This window comes from Streptomyces sp. Root431, assembly GCF_001426585.1.
Lineage (GTDB): Bacteria > Actinomycetota > Actinomycetes > Streptomycetales > Streptomycetaceae > Streptomyces > Streptomyces stackebrandtii.
Genome location: NZ_LMEI01000013.1, coordinates 595266 through 612400, shown reverse-complemented (window position 1 = coordinate 612400; position 17135 = coordinate 595266). Strand labels below are relative to the sequence as shown.

Annotated in this window: 13 protein-coding genes; 8 read left to right on the top strand and 5 right to left on the bottom strand. The window is 71.6% G+C overall.

Going from position 1 to position 17135, the window contains the following annotated elements:
* Nucleotides 1-121: 121 nt before the first annotated feature.
* From ASC82_RS28210 to ASC82_RS28195, 4 genes are all read left to right on the top strand, one after another.
* Complete coding sequence (locus ASC82_RS28210; RefSeq protein WP_199862623.1) at nucleotides 122-760, top strand: hypothetical protein; 639 nt, start codon at nucleotides 122-124, stop codon at nucleotides 758-760.
* A gap of 1 nt (nucleotide 761) precedes the next feature.
* Nucleotides 762-1694, top strand: coding sequence for a GDSL-type esterase/lipase family protein (locus tag ASC82_RS28205; protein WP_056653791.1), 933 nt, complete (start codon nucleotides 762-764; stop codon nucleotides 1692-1694).
* Nucleotides 1691-2341, top strand: a complete 651-nt coding sequence (locus ASC82_RS28200; RefSeq protein ID WP_056653789.1) for an NAD(P)H-binding protein — start codon at nucleotides 1691-1693, stop codon at nucleotides 2339-2341. Before ASC82_RS28205 ends, ASC82_RS28200 begins: the two co-directional genes overlap by 4 nt.
* Before the next feature lie 88 nt (nucleotides 2342-2429).
* Entirely contained in the window at nucleotides 2430-3302 is an 873-nt protein-coding gene (locus tag ASC82_RS28195; protein WP_056653786.1) for a Cof-type HAD-IIB family hydrolase, read from the top strand.
* Nucleotides 3303-3321: 19 nt separating this feature from the next.
* Here ASC82_RS28195 and ASC82_RS28190 read toward each other — a convergent pair whose 3' ends face one another.
* From ASC82_RS28190 to ASC82_RS28175, 4 genes are read right to left on the bottom strand one after another with little or no spacing between them, the layout of a single operon-like run.
* Nucleotides 3322-5034 carry a GAF domain-containing protein gene (locus ASC82_RS28190; protein ID WP_056653783.1) on the bottom strand — a complete coding sequence of 571 codons (1713 nt, stop codon included), beginning with the start codon at nucleotides 5032-5034 and terminating at the stop codon, nucleotides 3322-3324.
* 60 nt (nucleotides 5035-5094) lie between these two features.
* The gene (gene cydD / locus ASC82_RS28185) at nucleotides 5095-8709 is read right to left on the bottom strand and encodes a thiol reductant ABC exporter subunit CydD (RefSeq protein ID WP_056653780.1); all 3615 of its coding nucleotides are present in this window, start codon (nucleotides 8707-8709) and stop codon (nucleotides 5095-5097) included.
* A gap of 39 nt (nucleotides 8710-8748) precedes the next feature.
* The gene (gene cydB / locus ASC82_RS28180) at nucleotides 8749-9750 is read right to left on the bottom strand and encodes a cytochrome d ubiquinol oxidase subunit II (RefSeq protein WP_056653777.1); all 1002 of its coding nucleotides are present in this window, start codon (nucleotides 9748-9750) and stop codon (nucleotides 8749-8751) included.
* Nucleotides 9751-9768: 18 nt separating this feature from the next.
* On the bottom strand, nucleotides 9769-11277 hold the full coding sequence (locus ASC82_RS28175) for a cytochrome ubiquinol oxidase subunit I (RefSeq protein ID WP_056653773.1): 1509 nt from the start codon (nucleotides 11275-11277) through the stop codon (nucleotides 9769-9771).
* Between the two features lie 202 nt (nucleotides 11278-11479).
* Between ASC82_RS28175 and ASC82_RS28170 the strand changes: the two genes are divergently transcribed.
* Complete coding sequence (locus ASC82_RS28170) at nucleotides 11480-11863, top strand: cyclophilin-like fold protein (protein ID WP_056653769.1); 384 nt, start codon at nucleotides 11480-11482, stop codon at nucleotides 11861-11863.
* Between the two features lie 15 nt (nucleotides 11864-11878).
* Here ASC82_RS28170 and hisC read toward each other — a convergent pair whose 3' ends face one another.
* Nucleotides 11879-12976, bottom strand: coding sequence for a histidinol-phosphate transaminase (hisC, locus tag ASC82_RS28165; protein WP_056653767.1), 1098 nt, complete (start codon nucleotides 12974-12976; stop codon nucleotides 11879-11881).
* Between the two features lie 509 nt (nucleotides 12977-13485).
* On the opposite strand from hisC, the gene ASC82_RS28160 reads away from it, so the two are divergent.
* The 3 genes from ASC82_RS28160 (at nucleotide 13486) to ASC82_RS28150 (ending at nucleotide 17076) form a co-directional block, all read left to right on the top strand.
* Nucleotides 13486-14592, top strand: a complete 1107-nt coding sequence (locus ASC82_RS28160) for a LacI family DNA-binding transcriptional regulator (RefSeq protein ID WP_055642419.1) — start codon at nucleotides 13486-13488, stop codon at nucleotides 14590-14592.
* 249 nt (nucleotides 14593-14841) lie between these two features.
* On the top strand, nucleotides 14842-16266 hold the full coding sequence (locus tag ASC82_RS28155; protein ID WP_277914799.1) for a metallophosphoesterase: 1425 nt from the start codon (nucleotides 14842-14844) through the stop codon (nucleotides 16264-16266).
* Between the two features lie 159 nt (nucleotides 16267-16425).
* Entirely contained in the window at nucleotides 16426-17076 is a 651-nt protein-coding gene (locus ASC82_RS28150; RefSeq protein ID WP_056653760.1) for a hypothetical protein, read from the top strand.
* The last annotated feature ends 59 nt before the right edge of the window (nucleotides 17077-17135 follow it).

Genomic DNA, 17135 nt, shown 5'->3' with positions numbered 1-17135 from the left:
GTGAACTATTCTCCTCAGAGAACGGACAGGACTCGTGCCTGCAGAGAGCCGGACCGACACCCACCACCCGACCGGAGCACCAGCGGAGCGCCGGGAAGCCCAAGGAGGACCGCCCCCGGGCGTGCTCGCCGTGGTCTTCACCGCGCTGTTCCTGGCCGGACTCGCCCTCAGCACCCTGCTCGCCGGCGGCGACCCGTTCCCCTCGCCCTTCGGCGAGACCGGCGAGATCGTGGCGTACTTCCGCGCCCACTCCGACGCCGTACAGGTCTCCGGAGCCCTCCAGTTCGCCGCCTCGATCCCGCTGGCCGTCTACGCCGCCACCGTCTCGGCCCGGCTGCACCGGCTCGGCGTCCGCGCCCCCGGCGCGACCATCGCCCTCGCCGGCGGCCTCCTCGCCGCCGGGTTCCTCGCCTGCTGCGGCCTGGTGAGCTGGACCCTCTCCCGCACGGAGGTCCTCGAACTCCCGCCGCTCGTCCGGGCCCTCCAGTACCTGGCCTTCGCCACCGGCGGCCCCGGGCACGTCGCGACGCTCGGCCTGCTCGTGGCCGGCATCGCCGTCCCCGGCCTCCTCGCCGGACTGCTGCCGCGCGCCCTGGCCGTCACCGGCCTCGCCCTCGCCACCATCGCCGAACTGGCCACCCTCACCCTGCTCTTCGACGGCGCCGCCCTGCTGCTGCCCCTGGCCCGCTTCACCTGCCTGGGCTGGCTGATCGCCGCCGGATTCCTGCTCCCCCGCCGCCGCACCCGCAAGGAGCTCTGACATGTCCGAGGACAGGACCGGGAACATTCTCGAGAAGCTCGTCCGCTTCCAGCAGCCCGAGAAGACCCTGCGCTACCTGGGGGAACTACCCGAGGCCCGGTTGGCCGACCTCTTCGGCCTGGACACCGATGCCTACCGCGCGCTGCTGCGCGACTTCGACGACCAGGCACGCGCCACCGCCGCCGAGCTCCTGAAGGACTCCGACTTCGCCGACCTGGCCGACCGGCTGCCCTTCCGGCCCGGGCAGCGGATCGTGGCCCTCGGCGAGAGCACCACCGCCGACCGGCTGTCGTGGTTCTCGATCCTTCGCCACCTCCTCCCGGACGGCGTCGTCCTCGTCAACCTCGCGGTCTCGGGGCTCACCACCACCCAGGCCCTCGCCCAACTGCCCCAACTCTCCTTCCTGCGCCCCGACTGGGTGCTGTGCATGCTCGGCGCGAACGACACCCAGCGGCTCGGCCGCGGCGCGGGGGCACCGGGCACCCGGCTGGTCAGCGAGGCGGAGACCGCCCGCAATCTCCTCGCCCTGCGGGAACTCGGCGGGACAGACGACCTCGGCGATCTCAGCGGTCCCACCGGGCCGGGCACGCATGCCGTGCTCCCCGGCCAGGATCGCTGGATCTGGCTCACCCCGAGCTCTCTGGACCAGGAACGAGCGGACGCCTACCCGCACTTCCGCCGCGCCGGCATCGGCTGGACGCGCGAGGACATCGACGGTGTCGCGGACTTCCTCCTCGGGCTGCCGGACCTCACGGTCGACACCCGGCAAGCCACGGCCGGCCTGCACCTCGACGACGGGATCCACCTCACGCTCGACGGCCAGCGTGCCGTCGCGGTCGCCCTCGTCGAAGCACTGGCGAAGGCCGCGGACGCGGCGCCGGAGACAGGGCCAGGGGCGGGGACAGGGCCGGGGACGGGGACGGAGACGTCATGAAACTCCTGCTCTTCGGCGTGACCGGCGGCACCGGCGCGCAGCTCCTGTCCCAGGCCCTCGGCGCCGGCCATCAGGTGACCGCCGTGGCCCGCCGCCCCGCCCGGGTGCCGGTCGCGGATACCGAGGCGCGGCTGACCGTCGTGCCCGGCGACGTCCTGTCACCCGATGGCTGGTGGCAGGCCGTACCCGGACACGACGCCGTCCTCTCCTGCCTCGGCAGCACCGACCGGAAGCACCCCACGACCGTCTACTCGGAAGGCACCCGAAACATCGTCGAGGCCATGCACGCCGCCGGGGTCGGCCGCATGGTCTGCCTCTCCTCGGCCGGCCTGGAGATCACCCCCGACGTGCCGCTGCCGCAGCGCCTCGTCACCCGGTACGTGGTCCAGCGGCTCTACCGGCGCGGCTACGCCGACATGGCCCGGATGGAGAGCTTCATGGCCTCGCCGTCCGTCGGCGACACGGCATGGACGGTGGTCCGGCCGCCGATGCTCACCGACGGCCCGCTGACCGGCCGCTACCGCACGGCCGAGAACGGCCACCTGGAACGGCCGAAGTCCCTCTCCCGCGCCGATCTCGCCCACTACCTGCTGACCCGTGTCGACGACGACCGCGCCCACCGCGCCGTCGTGGAGGTCGCGTACTGAGCCGGAGAAGCCACCGGAAGACGAAACCGGCTCACTCATATGTGCGGCTCCCTGCACGCACGTGCGTCCGGTGCGGAAGAATGGTGCGGTGACCTCTCCTCGTTCCCCGCGTCCTTCCGCTCCGGTGACCCGGCTGATCGCCACCGACCTCGACGGCACGCTCCTGCGCGACGACAAATCCGTCTCCGAGCGCACGATCGCCGCCCTCGCCTCGGCGGAGCGGGCCGGTATCGAGGTCTTCTTCGTCACCGGCCGCCCGGCCCGCTGGATGGACGTCGTCAGCGACCACGTCCACGGTCACGGCCTGGCCATATGCGCCAACGGTGCCGCCGTCGTCGACCTCCACTCGGGAGGCACCTTCCTGGAGGTCCGCCCGCTGGAGCGGCCGGTCGCCCTCGACGTGGTCCGGGCCCTGCGCGCCGCCGCGCCCGGGACCTCCTTCGCGGTCGAGCTCACCACCGGCATCCACTACGAGCCGGAGTACCCGCCCTTCTTCCTCGACCCGGGCGCCACCGTCGCCACGGCCGAGAAGCTCCTCTTCGAAGAGGCGCCGGGCGCCGCGGCTCCCGTGCTCAAGCTGCTCGCGCAGCACCCCGAGCTCGATCCCGACGCGTTCCTGGCCCTGGCCAGGGAGGCCGCCGGCGAGCTGGCCTCCTTCACCCGGTCCAGCCCCACGGCCCTCCTGGAGGTCAGCGCCCTCGACGTCTCCAAGGCCTCGACCCTGGCCCGGTGCTGCGCCGAGCGCGGCATCGCCGCCGAGGAGGTCGCCGCCTTCGGCGACATGCCCAACGACATCGAGATGCTCAGCTGGGCCGGCCGCTCGTACGCGATGGGCAACGCCCACCCCGCCGTGATCGCCGCCGCTTCCGGGCAGACGGTCGGCAACAACGAGGACGGCGTTGCCGTCGTCATCGAGCAGCTCGTGGCGGAAGCCCTGGCCGCGCGGCAGGACACCGTCTAGAGCAGAACGTCGGAGCGGATCAGAGCGGCGCCTCCCACACCACCGTCGTACCGCCGCCGTCCTCCCCGAGGCCCGGCCCGCACCAGCTCGCGCCGCCCAGCGACTCGGCCCGTCGTGCCAGGTTGCGCAGACCGCTGCGCCGCCCGCCCGCCGGGATGCCGATGCCGTCGTCCGCGACCGAGAGCCGCACCCCGGCCGAGCCGTCCGGCAGCGTGACCGTGGCGTCGACGACCACCTCGATGCGGCCCGCCTCCGCGTGCCGGAAGGCATTCGAGAGGGCCTCGCGCAGGGCGGCGATGAGGTTCTTGCCGGTGAGTTCACCGACCGCCGAGTCGATCACGCCGAGGAAGCGGTGCGCGGGCTTGAAGCCGAGCGGCACCGCCGCCATGTTGATCTCCCGCAGGACCCGGGTGCGCAGCCCCGACGGGGCCTCGGCGGGACCCTGCTGGAGCGCGAAGATCGCCGTACGGATCTCCTGGATGGTCACGTCCAGCTCGTCCACGGCCTTGCCGACGCCCTCGCGCACGGCCGGCACGATCGACTTGCGCTGGGCGCTCTCCAGCATCATGCCGGTGGCGAAGAGCCGCTGGATGACCAGATCGTGCAGGTCACGGGCGATCCGGTCGCGGTCCTCGTACACGGCGAGGCGCTCCCGGTCCCGCTGCGCGTCCGCCATCATCAGCGCGAGCGCCGCCTGCGAGGCGAACTGCGTGGCGAGCGTCCGCTCGGTCTCCGTGAACGGGCGCGCGCCCCGCACCCGGGGCGTGGCGAGCGCGCCGAGGACCCGGCCGCCGCTCTGCAGCGGCAGCATCATGCTCGGGCCGTACGCGGAGGTCAGCCGACTGATCATGCGCGGGTCCGTCGAGGCGTCCGCAACGAATACCGCCTCGCCCTCCAGGAGCTGCTTCACCACGGCGCTCTCAGGCGGGATCACCACACCCAGGGACTTGGTGGCGCGCGGCGAGGAGACGGCGACGATCTCCAGGCCTCCCTCCTCGGCGGGCAGGAGCACGATGCCGGCGTCCGCGTCGGCGAGCCTGCGGGCCTGCTCGGCGACGACCGTGAGGGCGTCGTCCGCGTCGCCGCCGGAGAGCAGCGCCGTGGTGACGGCGACCGAGCCGTCGATCCACCGTTCGCGCTGCCGGGCGGCCTCGTAGAGGCGGGCGTTGCCGATGGCGATGCCCGCCTCCGTGGCGAGCACCCTGACCATGTGGACGTCGTAGTCGTTGAACTCGCCGCCGCCGTGCTTCTCGGCGAGGTAGAGGTTGCCGAAGATCTCGCCCTGGACCCGGATGGGTACGCCGAGGAAGCTCCGCATCGGCGGATGCCCTGGCGGGAAGCCGGCCGAGCGCGGATCGGTGGCCAGGTCGGCGAGGCGGATGGTCTGCGGGTCGCGGATCAGCGCGCCGAGCAGCCCGGCGTGGCCGTCGGGAAGGTGCCCGATCCGGCGGGCCACGTCCTCGCCGACGCCGAAGGTGACGAAGTCGGACAGTCCCTCGCCCTCGTCGTCGACGACCCCGATCGCGGCGTAGCGGGCGTCGGCGAGTTCGGCGGCGGTCTCGCAGATCCGGTCGAGGGTGGAGTGGAGTTCGAGCCCCGTGCCGACCGAGCGCATGGCCTCCAGGAGCTGCGGTACGCGGGCGGTGAGCTCCGTGGACAGCCCCTGGAGGCTGCGCGTGGCCTGAGTGGCGGCTTCCAGGGGGTCCGATGCGTCGGACGCGGCGGCGGTCATGAGCCTGAGCCTAGTTAGTCCTATTTGGCGAGAAAAGTCGGCCGCGGCCCGTTACGGTGCTCACGCCCCGGACCCGGCCCGGCTCGGCCCGGTGCCGACGACGAGCAGATCGGTCTCCCGCTCCTGCTCCAGCATGCGGCGCAGCGGGCCGTCGGTCTCCGCCAGCTCGGCGCACGGACCGCGTTGGACGGTACGGCCTCCGTCCAGGACCAGCACCTCGTCGACGGCGTCGAGCCCGTGCAGCCGGTGGGTGATGAGGACGGTGGTGCGGCCCTCCGTGGCCCGGAGCAGGTCGTCGGTGAGCGCGTCGGCGGTGGCCAGGTCGAGGTGTTCGGCCGGCTCGTCGAGGACGAGGACGGGGAAGTCGGCCAGCAGGGCGCGGGCGAGCGCGAGTCGCTGCCGCTGGCCGCCGGAGAGCCGGGAGCCGTGCTCGCCCACGAGGGTGTCGAGCCCGGCCGGGAGCCCGTTCACCCAGTCGAGCAGCCGGGCCCGGCGCAGCGCGTCGCGGAGCTCCTCGTCGCTCGCCCCGACCTTCGCGAGCCGCAGGTTCTCGCGGACGGAGCTGTCGAAGATGTGGGCGTCCTGGGCGCAGAGGCCCACGAACCGCCGGACGGTGTCGCCGTCGAGCTCCCAGGCGGGCACGCCGCCGATCCGGTACATGCCGTTCTCCACGTCCAGGAAGCGCAGCAGCACCTGGGCGAGGGTGGTCTTCCCGGAACCGGAGGCGCCGACGACGGCGACGCGGCGCCCGGCCTCCAGGGTGAGCCCGAAGTCGGCGAGCGCCATCCGGTCCTGCCCGGCGTGCCGGGCGGAGAGCCCGGTCAGCTCCAGCGGGAACGGGTCCGCCGGGGGAGTCCCGGGCGTCGCCGGCTCGTGTACGGGGACGGGGGCGTCGAGCACCTCGAAGACCCGCTCGGCGCTGTGCCGGACGCGCTGCCGGTACTGGACGGCGAGCGGCAGACCGGTGACGGCCTCGAAGGCGGCGAGCGGCGTCAGGACGACCACGGCGAGGGCCACCCCGTCGAGCCGCCCGTCGCGCACGGCCTGGACGCCGACGAACGCGGCGGCCGCGACCGTCAGACCGCAGACCACCGCGGAGAGTCCGGCGCCCAGCGCGGTGGCCGCGGCCTGCCGCGAGGCGATGGAGGTGAGGCCCTGGTCGGCCTTCCGGGTCCGCTCGACCCGGCCGGGCAGCGCGCCCGCGACCGTCAGCTCGGCGCAGCCGCGGAGCAGGTCGGCCACGGCGGTCGCCAGGGCGCCGCGCGCGGGGGCGAGCCGGCGCTCGGCGCGGCGGGCGAAGGCCCCGCCGACCGCCGGGACGACGACACCCGCGACCAGCAGGCCCACGGCGAGGACGGCCCCGGCCTCGGGCAGCATCCAGGCGGTGAACCCAACGGAGGCGACGCCCACGACGAGGGCGGCGCCCACGGGGAGCAGCCAGCGCAGCCAGTAGTCCTGGAGCGCGTCGACGTCCTGGACGAGCCGGGAGAGGAGGTCGCCGCGGCGGGTGCGGCGCAGCCCGGCCGGGGCGATCCGCTCCAGCCGGCGGTAGACGGAGACCCGCAGTTCGGCGAGCATCCGGAGCACGGCGTCGTGCGAGACGAGCCGCTCGGCGTACCGGAAGACGGCCCGGCCGATGCCGAAGGCGCGCGTGGCGGTGACGGCCATCATCAGGTAGAGCACGGGCGGTTGTTCGGAGGCCCGGGAGATCAGCCAGCCGGACACGGCCATGAGTCCGACGGCGGAGCCGAGGGCCAGGCTCCCGAGGAGCAGCGCGAGCGCCATGCGTCCCTTGAGCTCACCGGCCATGTCCCGGACCCGCCCGAGCACCGACCGTGCGGAGCCCGCTCCGGCCACGCCGTCCGGGACGCCGACGACGGCCGCGTCGCCATCGGACCGAGCGCCCGACTCCGCACCCGGCTCCGAGGCCGCATCCGGAACCGACGCCGACGACTTGGCGTCCGACGCCGCCGCATCCGAAACCGACGCCGCCCCATCCGAAGCCAGCGCCGACGCCTCGGCCGAGCCCGCTTCCACAGCCGCCGGAACCAGGCTCACCACCCGGTCCGCGATCGCGAGCAGCGCCGGCCGGTGCACGACCAACAGCACGGTCCGCCCCGCCGCGAGACGCCGGACGGCGTCGACGACGCCCGCCTCCGTCTCGCCGTCCAGCGCGGCCGTCGGCTCGTCGAGCAGCAGCAGCGGCCGGTCCGCCAGGAACGCCCGGGCGAGCGCCAGGCGTTGCCGCTGGCCCGCCGACAGTCCGGCACCGTCCTCACCGAGCGGGGTGTCGAGCCCCTCCGGAAGCCCCATGACGAACCCGTCCGCCCCGGCGTCCCGCAGAGCCTCCCGTACCGCCTCGTCGGAGGCGTCCGGGCGGGCCAGCCGTACGTTCTCGGCGATCGTCCCCGCGAAGAGGTACGGGCGCTGCGGCACCCACGCGATCCGCGACCGCCACGTCTCCGGGTCCAGCGCCGCCAGGTCCTCGCCGCCGACCCGGACGGAACCGCCTTCCTCAGGCGTCACGAAGCCGAGCACCACGTCGAGGAGCGTCGACTTCCCGACGCCGCTCGGCCCGACCAGGGCCACCGTCTCGCCGGGCTCGACCGTCAGCGTCGCCGCGTCGAGCGCCGGTTCGGCGCGCCCCGCGTGCCGCACGGTGACCCGGTCGAGCTCCAGCCGTACGGACTCCGGAACCGCCCGCGTACCGCCCCCGCGTACCGGCTGCTCCAGAACCTCGAAGATCTCCTCCGCCGCCGCGAGCCCCTCGGCCGCCGCGTGGTACTGCGCGCCCACCTGCCGCAACGGAAGGTAGGCCTCGGGCGCCAGGATCAGGATGACGAGCCCGGTGTAGAGGTCGAGCTCGCCATGGACGAGCCGCATGCCGATGGTCACGGCGACGAGCGCGACCGACAGGGTCGCGAGGAGTTCCAGGGCGAAGGAGGAGAGGAAGGCGATCCGCAGGGTGCGCATCGTCGCCTGCCGGTACTCCGAGGTGATCGTGCGGATCGACTCGGCCTGGGCCTTCGCCCGACCGAAGATCTTGAGGGTGGGCAGGCCCGCCACGACGTCCAGGAAGTGGCCGGAGAGCCGGGAGAGCAGCTTCCACTGCCGGTCCATCCGCGCCTGCGTGTACCAGCCGATGAGGATCATGAAGATCGGGATGAGCGGCAGGGTGACGACGATGATCGCCGCCGAGACCCAGTCCTCGGTGACGATCCGGGCGAGGACCGCCACCGGGACGACGACCGCGAGGCCGAGCTGGGGCAGGTAGCGGGCGAAGTAGTCGTCGAGCGCGTCCACGCCCCGCGTCGCGAGTGCGATCAGCGAGCCGGCCTTCTGGCCGCTCAGCCACCCGGGTCCGAGCGCGGCCGACCGAGCGAGGAGGCGGCCGCGGAGTTCGGACTTGACCGCCGCGCTCGCCCGGTGGGCGGCGAGCTCGGTCAGCCAGGAGACAAGACCCCGCGCCACCGCGACGCCTGCGAGGAGCAGCAGAGGGGTGGTCAGGTCGGAAACCGCCAGGCCCTTCTGGAAGGCCCCCACCACGATCTCGGCGATGAACATCGCCTGGGCGATGACCAGCGCCGCCCCGGCCAGACCGAGCACGACCACCGCGGTAAGGAAGAGACGGGTGGCCCGGGCGTACCGGAGCAGACGCGGATCGATCGGTTTCACGTGAAACATGCCCCTCTAGTGAGCTCGTGCGTCAGTCAGCTAGTGAGCGTCGGCGATGTGCTGCGTACCGATGCGCTTACGGAACACCCAGTAGGTCCAGCTCTGGTAGAGCAGCACCAGCGGGGTCGCGATCGCCGCGCACCAAGTCATGATCTTGAGCGTGTACGGGCTCGACGACGCGTTCGTCACGGTAAGGCTCCACTCGGGGTTGAGCGAAGACGGCATGACGTCCGGGAAGAGCGCGAGGAAGAGCATCGCCACCGCGGCGGCGATCGTGACGCCCGAGAGCGCGAACGACCAGCCCTCGCGCCCCACCTTGATGGCACCGATCGCACCGACGAGTGCCACGACGGCGACGAGCATCGCCGCGAGGCTCCAGCTGTCCCCCGTGTCGACCTGGGTCCAGATCAGGAAGCCGAGCGCGAGCACGGCCGTGACCAGACCCAGCTTGAGCGCGAGCGCCCGGGCGCTCACCCGGATGTCACCGACCGTCTTGAGCGAGGCGAAGACCGCGCCGTGGAAGGTGAAGAGGGTGAGCGTGACCAGACCGCCCAGGAGGGCGTAGGGGTTGAGGAGGTCCCAGAAGGTGCCGACGTACTCCATGTCCGCGTCGATCTTCACGCCGCGGACGATGTTGCCGAAGGCCACGCCCCAGAGGAACGCGGGGATCAGGGAGGTCCAGAAGATGGCCTGCTCCCAGTTGCGCTGCCAGTTCTCCTCGGGCCGCTTCACCCGGTACTCGAAGGCGACACCCCGGATGATCAGGCAGACCAGGATGATCAGCAGCGGCAGGTAGAAGCCGGAGAAGAGCGTCGCGTACCACTCGGGGAAGGCGGCGAAGGTCGCGCCGCCGGCGGTCAGCAGCCACACCTCGTTGCCGTCCCAGACGGGACCGATCGTGTTGATGAGGACCCGCTTCTCGGCCCGGTCACGGGCGAGCAGCTTGGTCAGGACACCGATCCCGAAGTCGAAGCCTTCGAGAAAGAAGTAGCCGATCCAGAGGACGGCGATGAGTACGAACCAGACGTCGTGGAGTTCCATGCCTCGTTCTCCTGAGCCTCAGTACGAGAAGGCCATGGGCCGGTCGGGGTCACGGGAGTCCCCGCCGATCTTGGTGGGCGGGTTGAGGTCGTCCTCGGTGAGCTCCGGCGGTCCCGCCTTGACGTACTTGACGAGGAGCTTGACCTCGATCACGGCGAGGACGGCGTAGAGGGTGGTGAAGATGATCATCGAGGTGAGCACCTCGCCCTGGGAGACACCGGGGGAGACGGCGTCCCGGGTGCGCAGCACGCCGTAGACGACCCAGGGCTGGCGGCCCATCTCGGTGAAGATCCAGCCCCAGGAGTTGGCGATGAGCGGGAAGCCCATGGTCCAGAGGGCGACGATCCAGTACCACTTGGTGAAGCGCGGGCTGAGTGCCTTCCGCTTGAACAGGACCAGATTCGGCACTTCGTCCTCACCGGTCCGCATCCCCGGCGCCAGCATGAACTTCTTGCGGGTCAGCCAGAGGCCGAGCATCCCGATGCCCAGCGAGGCCATGCCGAAGCCGATCATCCAGCGGAATCCCCAGTACGCGACGGGGATGTTGGGCCGGTAGTCGCCCGGACCGTACTTCTCCTGCTCGGCCTTGTTGATGTCGTTGATGCCCGGGACGTACGAGGTGAAGTCGTCGTTCGCGAGGAAGGACAGGAGGCCCGGGATCTCTATGGCGACCTTGTTGTGGCCCTTGTCGACGTCGCCGTAGGCGAAGATCGAGAAGGGCGCGGGCGCCTCGCCGTCCCAGAGCGCCTCGGCGGCGGCCATCTTCATCGGCTGCTGCTTGAACATGACCTTGCCGAGCAGGTCACCGCTGATGGCGGTGCCGAGGCCGGCGATGATCAGCGTGATCAGGCCGAGCCGCAGCGAGGTCCGCATCACCGGGATGTGCTTCTTCCGCGCGAGGTGGAAGGCGGAGATGCCGACCATGAACGCGCCGCCGACCAGGAAGGCCGCCGTCATGGTGTGGAAGAACTGGGTGAGGGCGGTGTTCTGGGTGAGCACCTGCCAGAAGTCGGTGAGCTCCGCCCGGCCGCGCTCCTCGTTGATGCGGTACCCGACGGGGTGCTGCATCCAGGAGTTCGCCGCGAGGATGAAGTAGGCGGAGAGGATGGTGCCGATCGACACCATCCACATGCAGGCGAGGTGGATCCGCTTCGGCAGCTTGTCCCAGCCGAAGATCCACAGGCCGATGAACGTGGACTCGAAGAAGAAAGCGATGAGCGCCTCGAAGGCGAGCGGGGCCCCGAAGATGTCGCCGACGAAGCGGGAGTAGTCGGACCAGTTCATGCCGAACTGGAACTCCTGCACGATGCCGGTGACGACACCCATGGCGATGTTGATCAGGAAGAGCTTGCCCCAGAACTTCGTCGCCCTGAGGTACTTCTCCTTCTCGGTGCGCACCCAAGCGGTCTGGAGACCCGCGGTGAGGGCGGCGAGGGAGATCGTCAGGGGGACGAAGAGGAAGTGGTAGACGGTGGTGATGCCGAACTGCCAGCGCGCCAGAGTCTCTGGCGCAAGAGCGAGGTCCACGTCGTTTTCTCCTTACTCGCCGTGGTCACATCGGCAGTTTGCCCCGTTAATCCCACTAATTACGGGAGGAACCGGGACACGCTTGTGAACGCGTTCACATTCACAAGCATTATGGCTCATACGAAATCCGTACCTTCAGTCGGGGTCCCCCTGCCGAGGGTCACCTCTTCCCAGGATCTTCAACATATTGTTGAATCCGGGCATGACCCTTCGGATACGCATCTCCTGGCCGGCCGGACACACCACGGCGACCCTTGAGGAAACCCCCACGAGCAAGGCGCTCGCGGGGGCTCTCCCGATCTCCTCCACCGCCCGGACCTGGGGCGAGGAGGTCTACTTCGACACTCCGGTCTCCGTCCCCGTCGAGGACGACGCCCGCCAGGTCGTGGAACCGGGCACGGTGGCCTTCTGGACGGACGGCGACGCGCTCGCCCTCCCCTACGGCCCGACCCCGATCTCCCGGGGGGACGAGTGCCGGCTCGCGAGCCCCTGCAACCTCCTGGGCGCGCTGGACGGCGACCCGCGGATCCTGGCCACCGTCCGGGACGGCGACCCGATCCGCGTGGAACTCGTCGCCGGCAACTGAGTCACCGGCAGCTGATCAGCCCTCCTTGCGGAAGCCCTCCGCCGCCTTCAGGAACAGGTCGTTCGCCTCGGTCTCGCCGATCGTGACGCGCACGCCCTCGCCCGCGAACGGCCGCACCATCACGCCGTGCCGCTCGCACTCCGCCGCGAAGTCCAGCGTCCGCTCGCCGAGCCGCAGCCAGACGAAGTTCGCCTGGGTGTCCGGCACGGTCCAGCCCTGGGCCACGAGCCCCGCGTGGACCCGCTCGCGCTCGGCCACCAGCGAGCCGACCCGGCCGAGCAGCTCGTCCTCGGCCCGCAGCGAGGCCACCGCCGCGTCCTGCGCCAGCTGGCTCACCCCGAACGGGACCGCCGTCTTGCGCAGCGCAGCCGCCACCGGCTCGTGGGCCACCGCGAAGCCGACCCGCAGCCCCGCCAGGCCGTACGCCTTGGAGAACGTGCGCAGCACGGCGACGTTCGGCCGGTCACGGTAGAGCTCGATACCGTCCGGGATGTCGGTGTCGCGGACGAACTCCTTGTAGGCCTCGTCGATCACGACCAGGACGTCGGAGGGCACCCGGTCGAGGAAGCGCTCCAGCTCGGCCCGGCGGACCGCGGTGCCCGTGGGGTTGTTGGGGTTGCAGACGAAGATCAGCCGGGTCCGGTCGGTGATCGCCGCGGCCATCGCGTCGAGGTCGTGCACCTCGCCGTCGGTCAGCGGCACCTGCACCGAGGTGGCCCCGCTGATCTGCGTGATGATCGGGTACGCCTCGAAGGAGCGCCAGGCGTAGATCACCTCGTCGCCCGGGCCCGAGGTGGCCTGGAGCAGCGACTGCGCCACCCCGACCGAGCCCGTGCCCGTCGCCACGTGCGAGACGGGCACGCCGAAGCGGTCCGCGATCTCCTGCGTCAGACCGGTGCAGGCCATGTCCGGGTAGCGGTTGAAGTTCGCGGCGGCGGCCAGCGTGCTCTCCATGACCCCGGGCAGCGGCGGGTAGGGGTTCTCGTTGGACGACAGCTTGAAGGCCACGGGGCCGCCCGCTGCGGCCGGCTTGCCCGGCTTGTAGGTGGGGACGCCGTCCAGCTCGGCGCGCAGCTTGGGGCTGCCGGTGCTCGTCCCGCTGGTCTCGCTCACAGTGTGGCCTCCTCGACCGTCCGTACCGCCAATACTCCTCACCTTATGAGGATTCGCCTCCGCTGCGAATGGCCTGTGGACAACAGGAGGGACACGCTGTGGATACCGCCCTCCGCCCCGCACTCCACCCCGCACTCCACCCCGCCCTCCGCCCTGTCCTCTGCCCTGTCCTCGATCCCACCCGCGGCCCCACCCTCGGCCCCACCTCCATCCCGCCCCGATCGCCCCCGTCGTGAGCCCGCGGACAGGGGGAGCGCGCGCCCGGGTGGCGCGCGCTGGTGGCGGGCGCCGTGGCGCGCATCCCCCGTAGAGGTGAGTTGAGACCTCTTCGAGACCTCGCCCCTTCGCCAGGCCTACGCCGTTCGGCAACCCTAGGTCGCACGTGAAATCCCTTAACTGCCTTGGATTCCTTGACGATTGACTGATTTCGATCATGCAGAAACGTGCCTGTCAATGCCTGCATATGCGACCGTCCCGACCGCCCCTCATCCCCCTACTATCGGCTCGCCATGACAGCAGCAGGGAAGCACCAGGTGAGCCGGGCACAGACCCGGGGAAGCCGGCAGGGCCGGGCAGGCATCCGGGACGTGGCCGCCGCCGCCGGAGTCTCGATCACGACTGTCTCCGACGCGCTCAACGGCAAGGGCCGACTCCCGGACGCCACCCGCCGCCACGTCCGCGAGGTCGCCGACCGGCTGGGCTACCGCCCATCCGCGGCGGCCCGCACGCTCCGTACGGGTAAGTCGGGACTCATCGGCCTGACCGTGACCACGTACGGGGATGAACCTTTCACCTTCACCGAATTCGCATACTTCGCGGAGATGGCCAGAGCAGCCACATCGGCCGCACTCGCCCGGGGCTACGCCCTGGTCATCCTCCCCGCCACCTCCCGCCATGACGTCTGGTCGAACGTCGCCCTCGACGGCACCGTCGTCATCGATCCCTCCGACCACGACCCGGTCGTGACCGAACTGGTCCGGCAGGGCCTCCCCGTCGTCTCCGACGGACGCCCCGCCGGCACCCTTCCGGTCACCGCCTGGGTCGACAACGACCACGAAGCCGCCGTCCTCGATCTGCTCGACCACCTCGCCGACGCCGGCGCCCGCCGGATCGGCCTCCTCACCGGAACCACGACCGACACGTACACCCGCCTGTCCACCACCGCGTACCTCAACTGGTGCGAGCGGGTCGGGCAGGACCCCGTCTACGAGGCCTATCCGGCGCACGATCCGTGCGCGGGCGCCGTCGCGGCCGACCGGCTGCTCGCCCGCCCGGACCGACCCGACGCCGTGTACGGCCTCTTCGACCCCAACGGAACCGATCTCCTCGCGGCCGCGCGCCGCTACGGGCTGCGCGTCCCGGAGGACCTGCTGCTGGTCTGCTGCAGCGAGTCCACCGTCTACGCCACGACCGAACCGCCCATCACGACACTCTCGCTCAAACCACGCAGGATCGGCACGGCCGTCGTCCAGCTCCTCATCGACGCCATCGAGGGGATCGATACGGACGGTCCGGTCGAGCAGGTGATACCGACCGAACTCATCGTCCGCACCTCCTCGCAGCGGCGCTCGCCGCGCACCACGGTCAGTCCTCCGCGCTCACCCGCGAAGGACTGACCAAGGCTCACCGAAACCGCCGCCCCCCGCCCCTGCCCGTGGGCAGGGGCGGCGAAACCGAGCCCCATACCGGCCTCAACCCTGGACTGGACCTTCTCAATTCGGGCGAAACAACCGGTGAACCCGGAGTGGACCCGGATTCACCACCCCTGGTGCGTCACACAGGAGGACGCTCATTCCTATGATGGGCGGACGACATCGTGGGCCACCCCGACCAGGCCGGTCCACGATGTGCAGGGCATCGCGACGGTGGTGGAGGGGTCCATGACTCAGGGGGCCGGGCAGGAGCCCGTGGTGCGCACGGCGACATTGCGCGACTTCCGCGTACCGCCGTACGCCCGGGTGCCCGTACAGGGCCACGCCGCCGAGCACCTTCCGCCGGCCGAAGGGCCGGTCGAGGCGTCGGCCGAGGCATCGATCGAAGCGTCGGTCGCAGCGCCGACCGAGGCTCCCGTCGAGCCGCGCACCGTCGAGCCGCAGGCCGTCGAGCCGCGGACCATCGAGCCGCCGCAGGCCGTCGAGCCGCGAACCGCCGAGCCGCGCCCCGTCCCCCCCATGCCGACCACCGCGCCCACACCCGCGCCCGCGCCCGCCGACCCGACCCTGCTCCTGGGCCGCCGCGTCGTGCCCGCGTACGCAGCCACGGCCGGTACGACCAGCACCACCGGCTCGTCCTCCATCGTCTCGGTCGCCACCGGCCACCCCGGCAGCGCCTTCCCCGAGGGCGGTCTGCCCGAGGGCTACACCCCGACCGAACGCGACCTCCCGGTCATCAACCGCGGCGACACCGTCCAGGTCCGGGTCACCCCCGACGCCGCCGCCACGCCCGACCCCGCCGCCACCACCGGCGAAGGCCCCGGCCCCCTCTACGTCGTCGGTGACGTCCACGGCTACCTCGACGAACTCGTCGCCGCCCTGCGCGCCCAGGGCCTCGTCGACGAGAACGGCGGCTGGGCCGCCGGCAACGCCCGCCTGTGGTTCCTCGGCGACTTCACCGACCGCGGCCCCGACGGCATCGGCGTCATCGACCTCGTCATGCGGCTCTCCGCCGAGGCCGCCGCCGCCGGCGGCTACTGCAAGGCCCTCATGGGCAACCACGAGCTGCTGCTGATCGGCGCCAAGCGCTTCGGCGACACCCCCGTCAACTCGGGCGCGGGCACCGCCACCTTCCAGGCCGCCTGGCTGCTCAACGGCGGCCAGAAGCACGACATGGACCGGCTCCAGGACGTCCACCTCCAGTGGATGTCCCGGCTCGACGCCGTCGTCCTGGAGGACGACCACCTCCTCCTGCACTCCGACACCACCGCGTACCTCGAATACGGCGAGACCATCGAGGACGTCAACGAGACGGTCCACGAGATCCTCAACCGGAGCGACGCCGACGAGGTCTGGGACGTGTTCCGGAAGTTCACGAAGCGCTTCGCGTTCCGCGACGAGGGCGGCCCTCAGGCCGTCCAGGAGCTCCTCTCCACCTACGGCGGCAGCCGGATCGTGCACGGCCACAGCCCCATCCCGTACCTCCTCGGCCAGGTCGGCACGGAGGAGAGCGAGGGCGGCGGAGGCCCGATCGTCGACGGACCGCACGTGTACGCGGACGGTCTCGCGATCGCCATGGACGGCGGTGTGACCATGGCCGGAAAGCTGCTGGTCGTCCAACTCCCGCTGAACGGCTGACGCATAACCCTGTGCATCCGGGGAAGTCGATTTCCGGAAACACCCTGTCAGCACGTGGCGTCACCGCAATACCATCGGACCATCCGTAGCAGGCTCTCCTCCGTTTCCGCCCGACCGGCCGTTCTCCACGGCCGATCCGGGCCTGCGGAGCATCGGGGGATGCACATGAACGTGGCTCCGTACCTGCTGACCGAGGATCGCGCCGAGTACGAGCGGGTCCTCGACGACGCACTGAGCACCGCCCACGCACGTCCGGATCTCGCCGGAGTCGGGACTCGGCTCACCGCCGGGCAACTGCGCTCCATGGCCCTGAATGCGACAGCGCTGATCACCACCGCGGCGGCCGGCGAGTACGACCACTTCGTCAAGGTCCGCGAGCAGAGCCGGCTCGCGGTCGCCACCCGCATACCCGCGCCGCAGGACGGCTCCGGCGCGGGGATCGTCGCGATCGTCACCGTCATGGTGCCCGTCCTCGCCGGATCGGCCGCCTTCATCTTCCTGCTGGTCGGCGCGCTCCTGCACGCGATCGCGCCCACCGTGGTGTTCGGCGCGACGCTGCTGACCGCCGGCCTGGTCTTCGGTGCGGTCGCCGCCGCCGGTCTGCTCTGCGCGGCCGCCGGTCTCCTCCGGACCGCCCTGCGCAACAGCCCGACCGCGACGGTCACGGCCGGCCCGCCCGCCACCACGCCGGACGACGAACTGTCCCGCGCCCGCGAGGCCTGGCGCCTCGCCCTGCTCGAACGCGGCGTCCTGCCGTTCCTCCGCGACGCCCTGGCCGCCGCGCACCGGGACGACGAGCCCACCCCGTGACAACGGCACCGGCCCGCGACTCCCCCGTGGGTCGCGGGCCGGTGCCTGCTCTGAAGCGG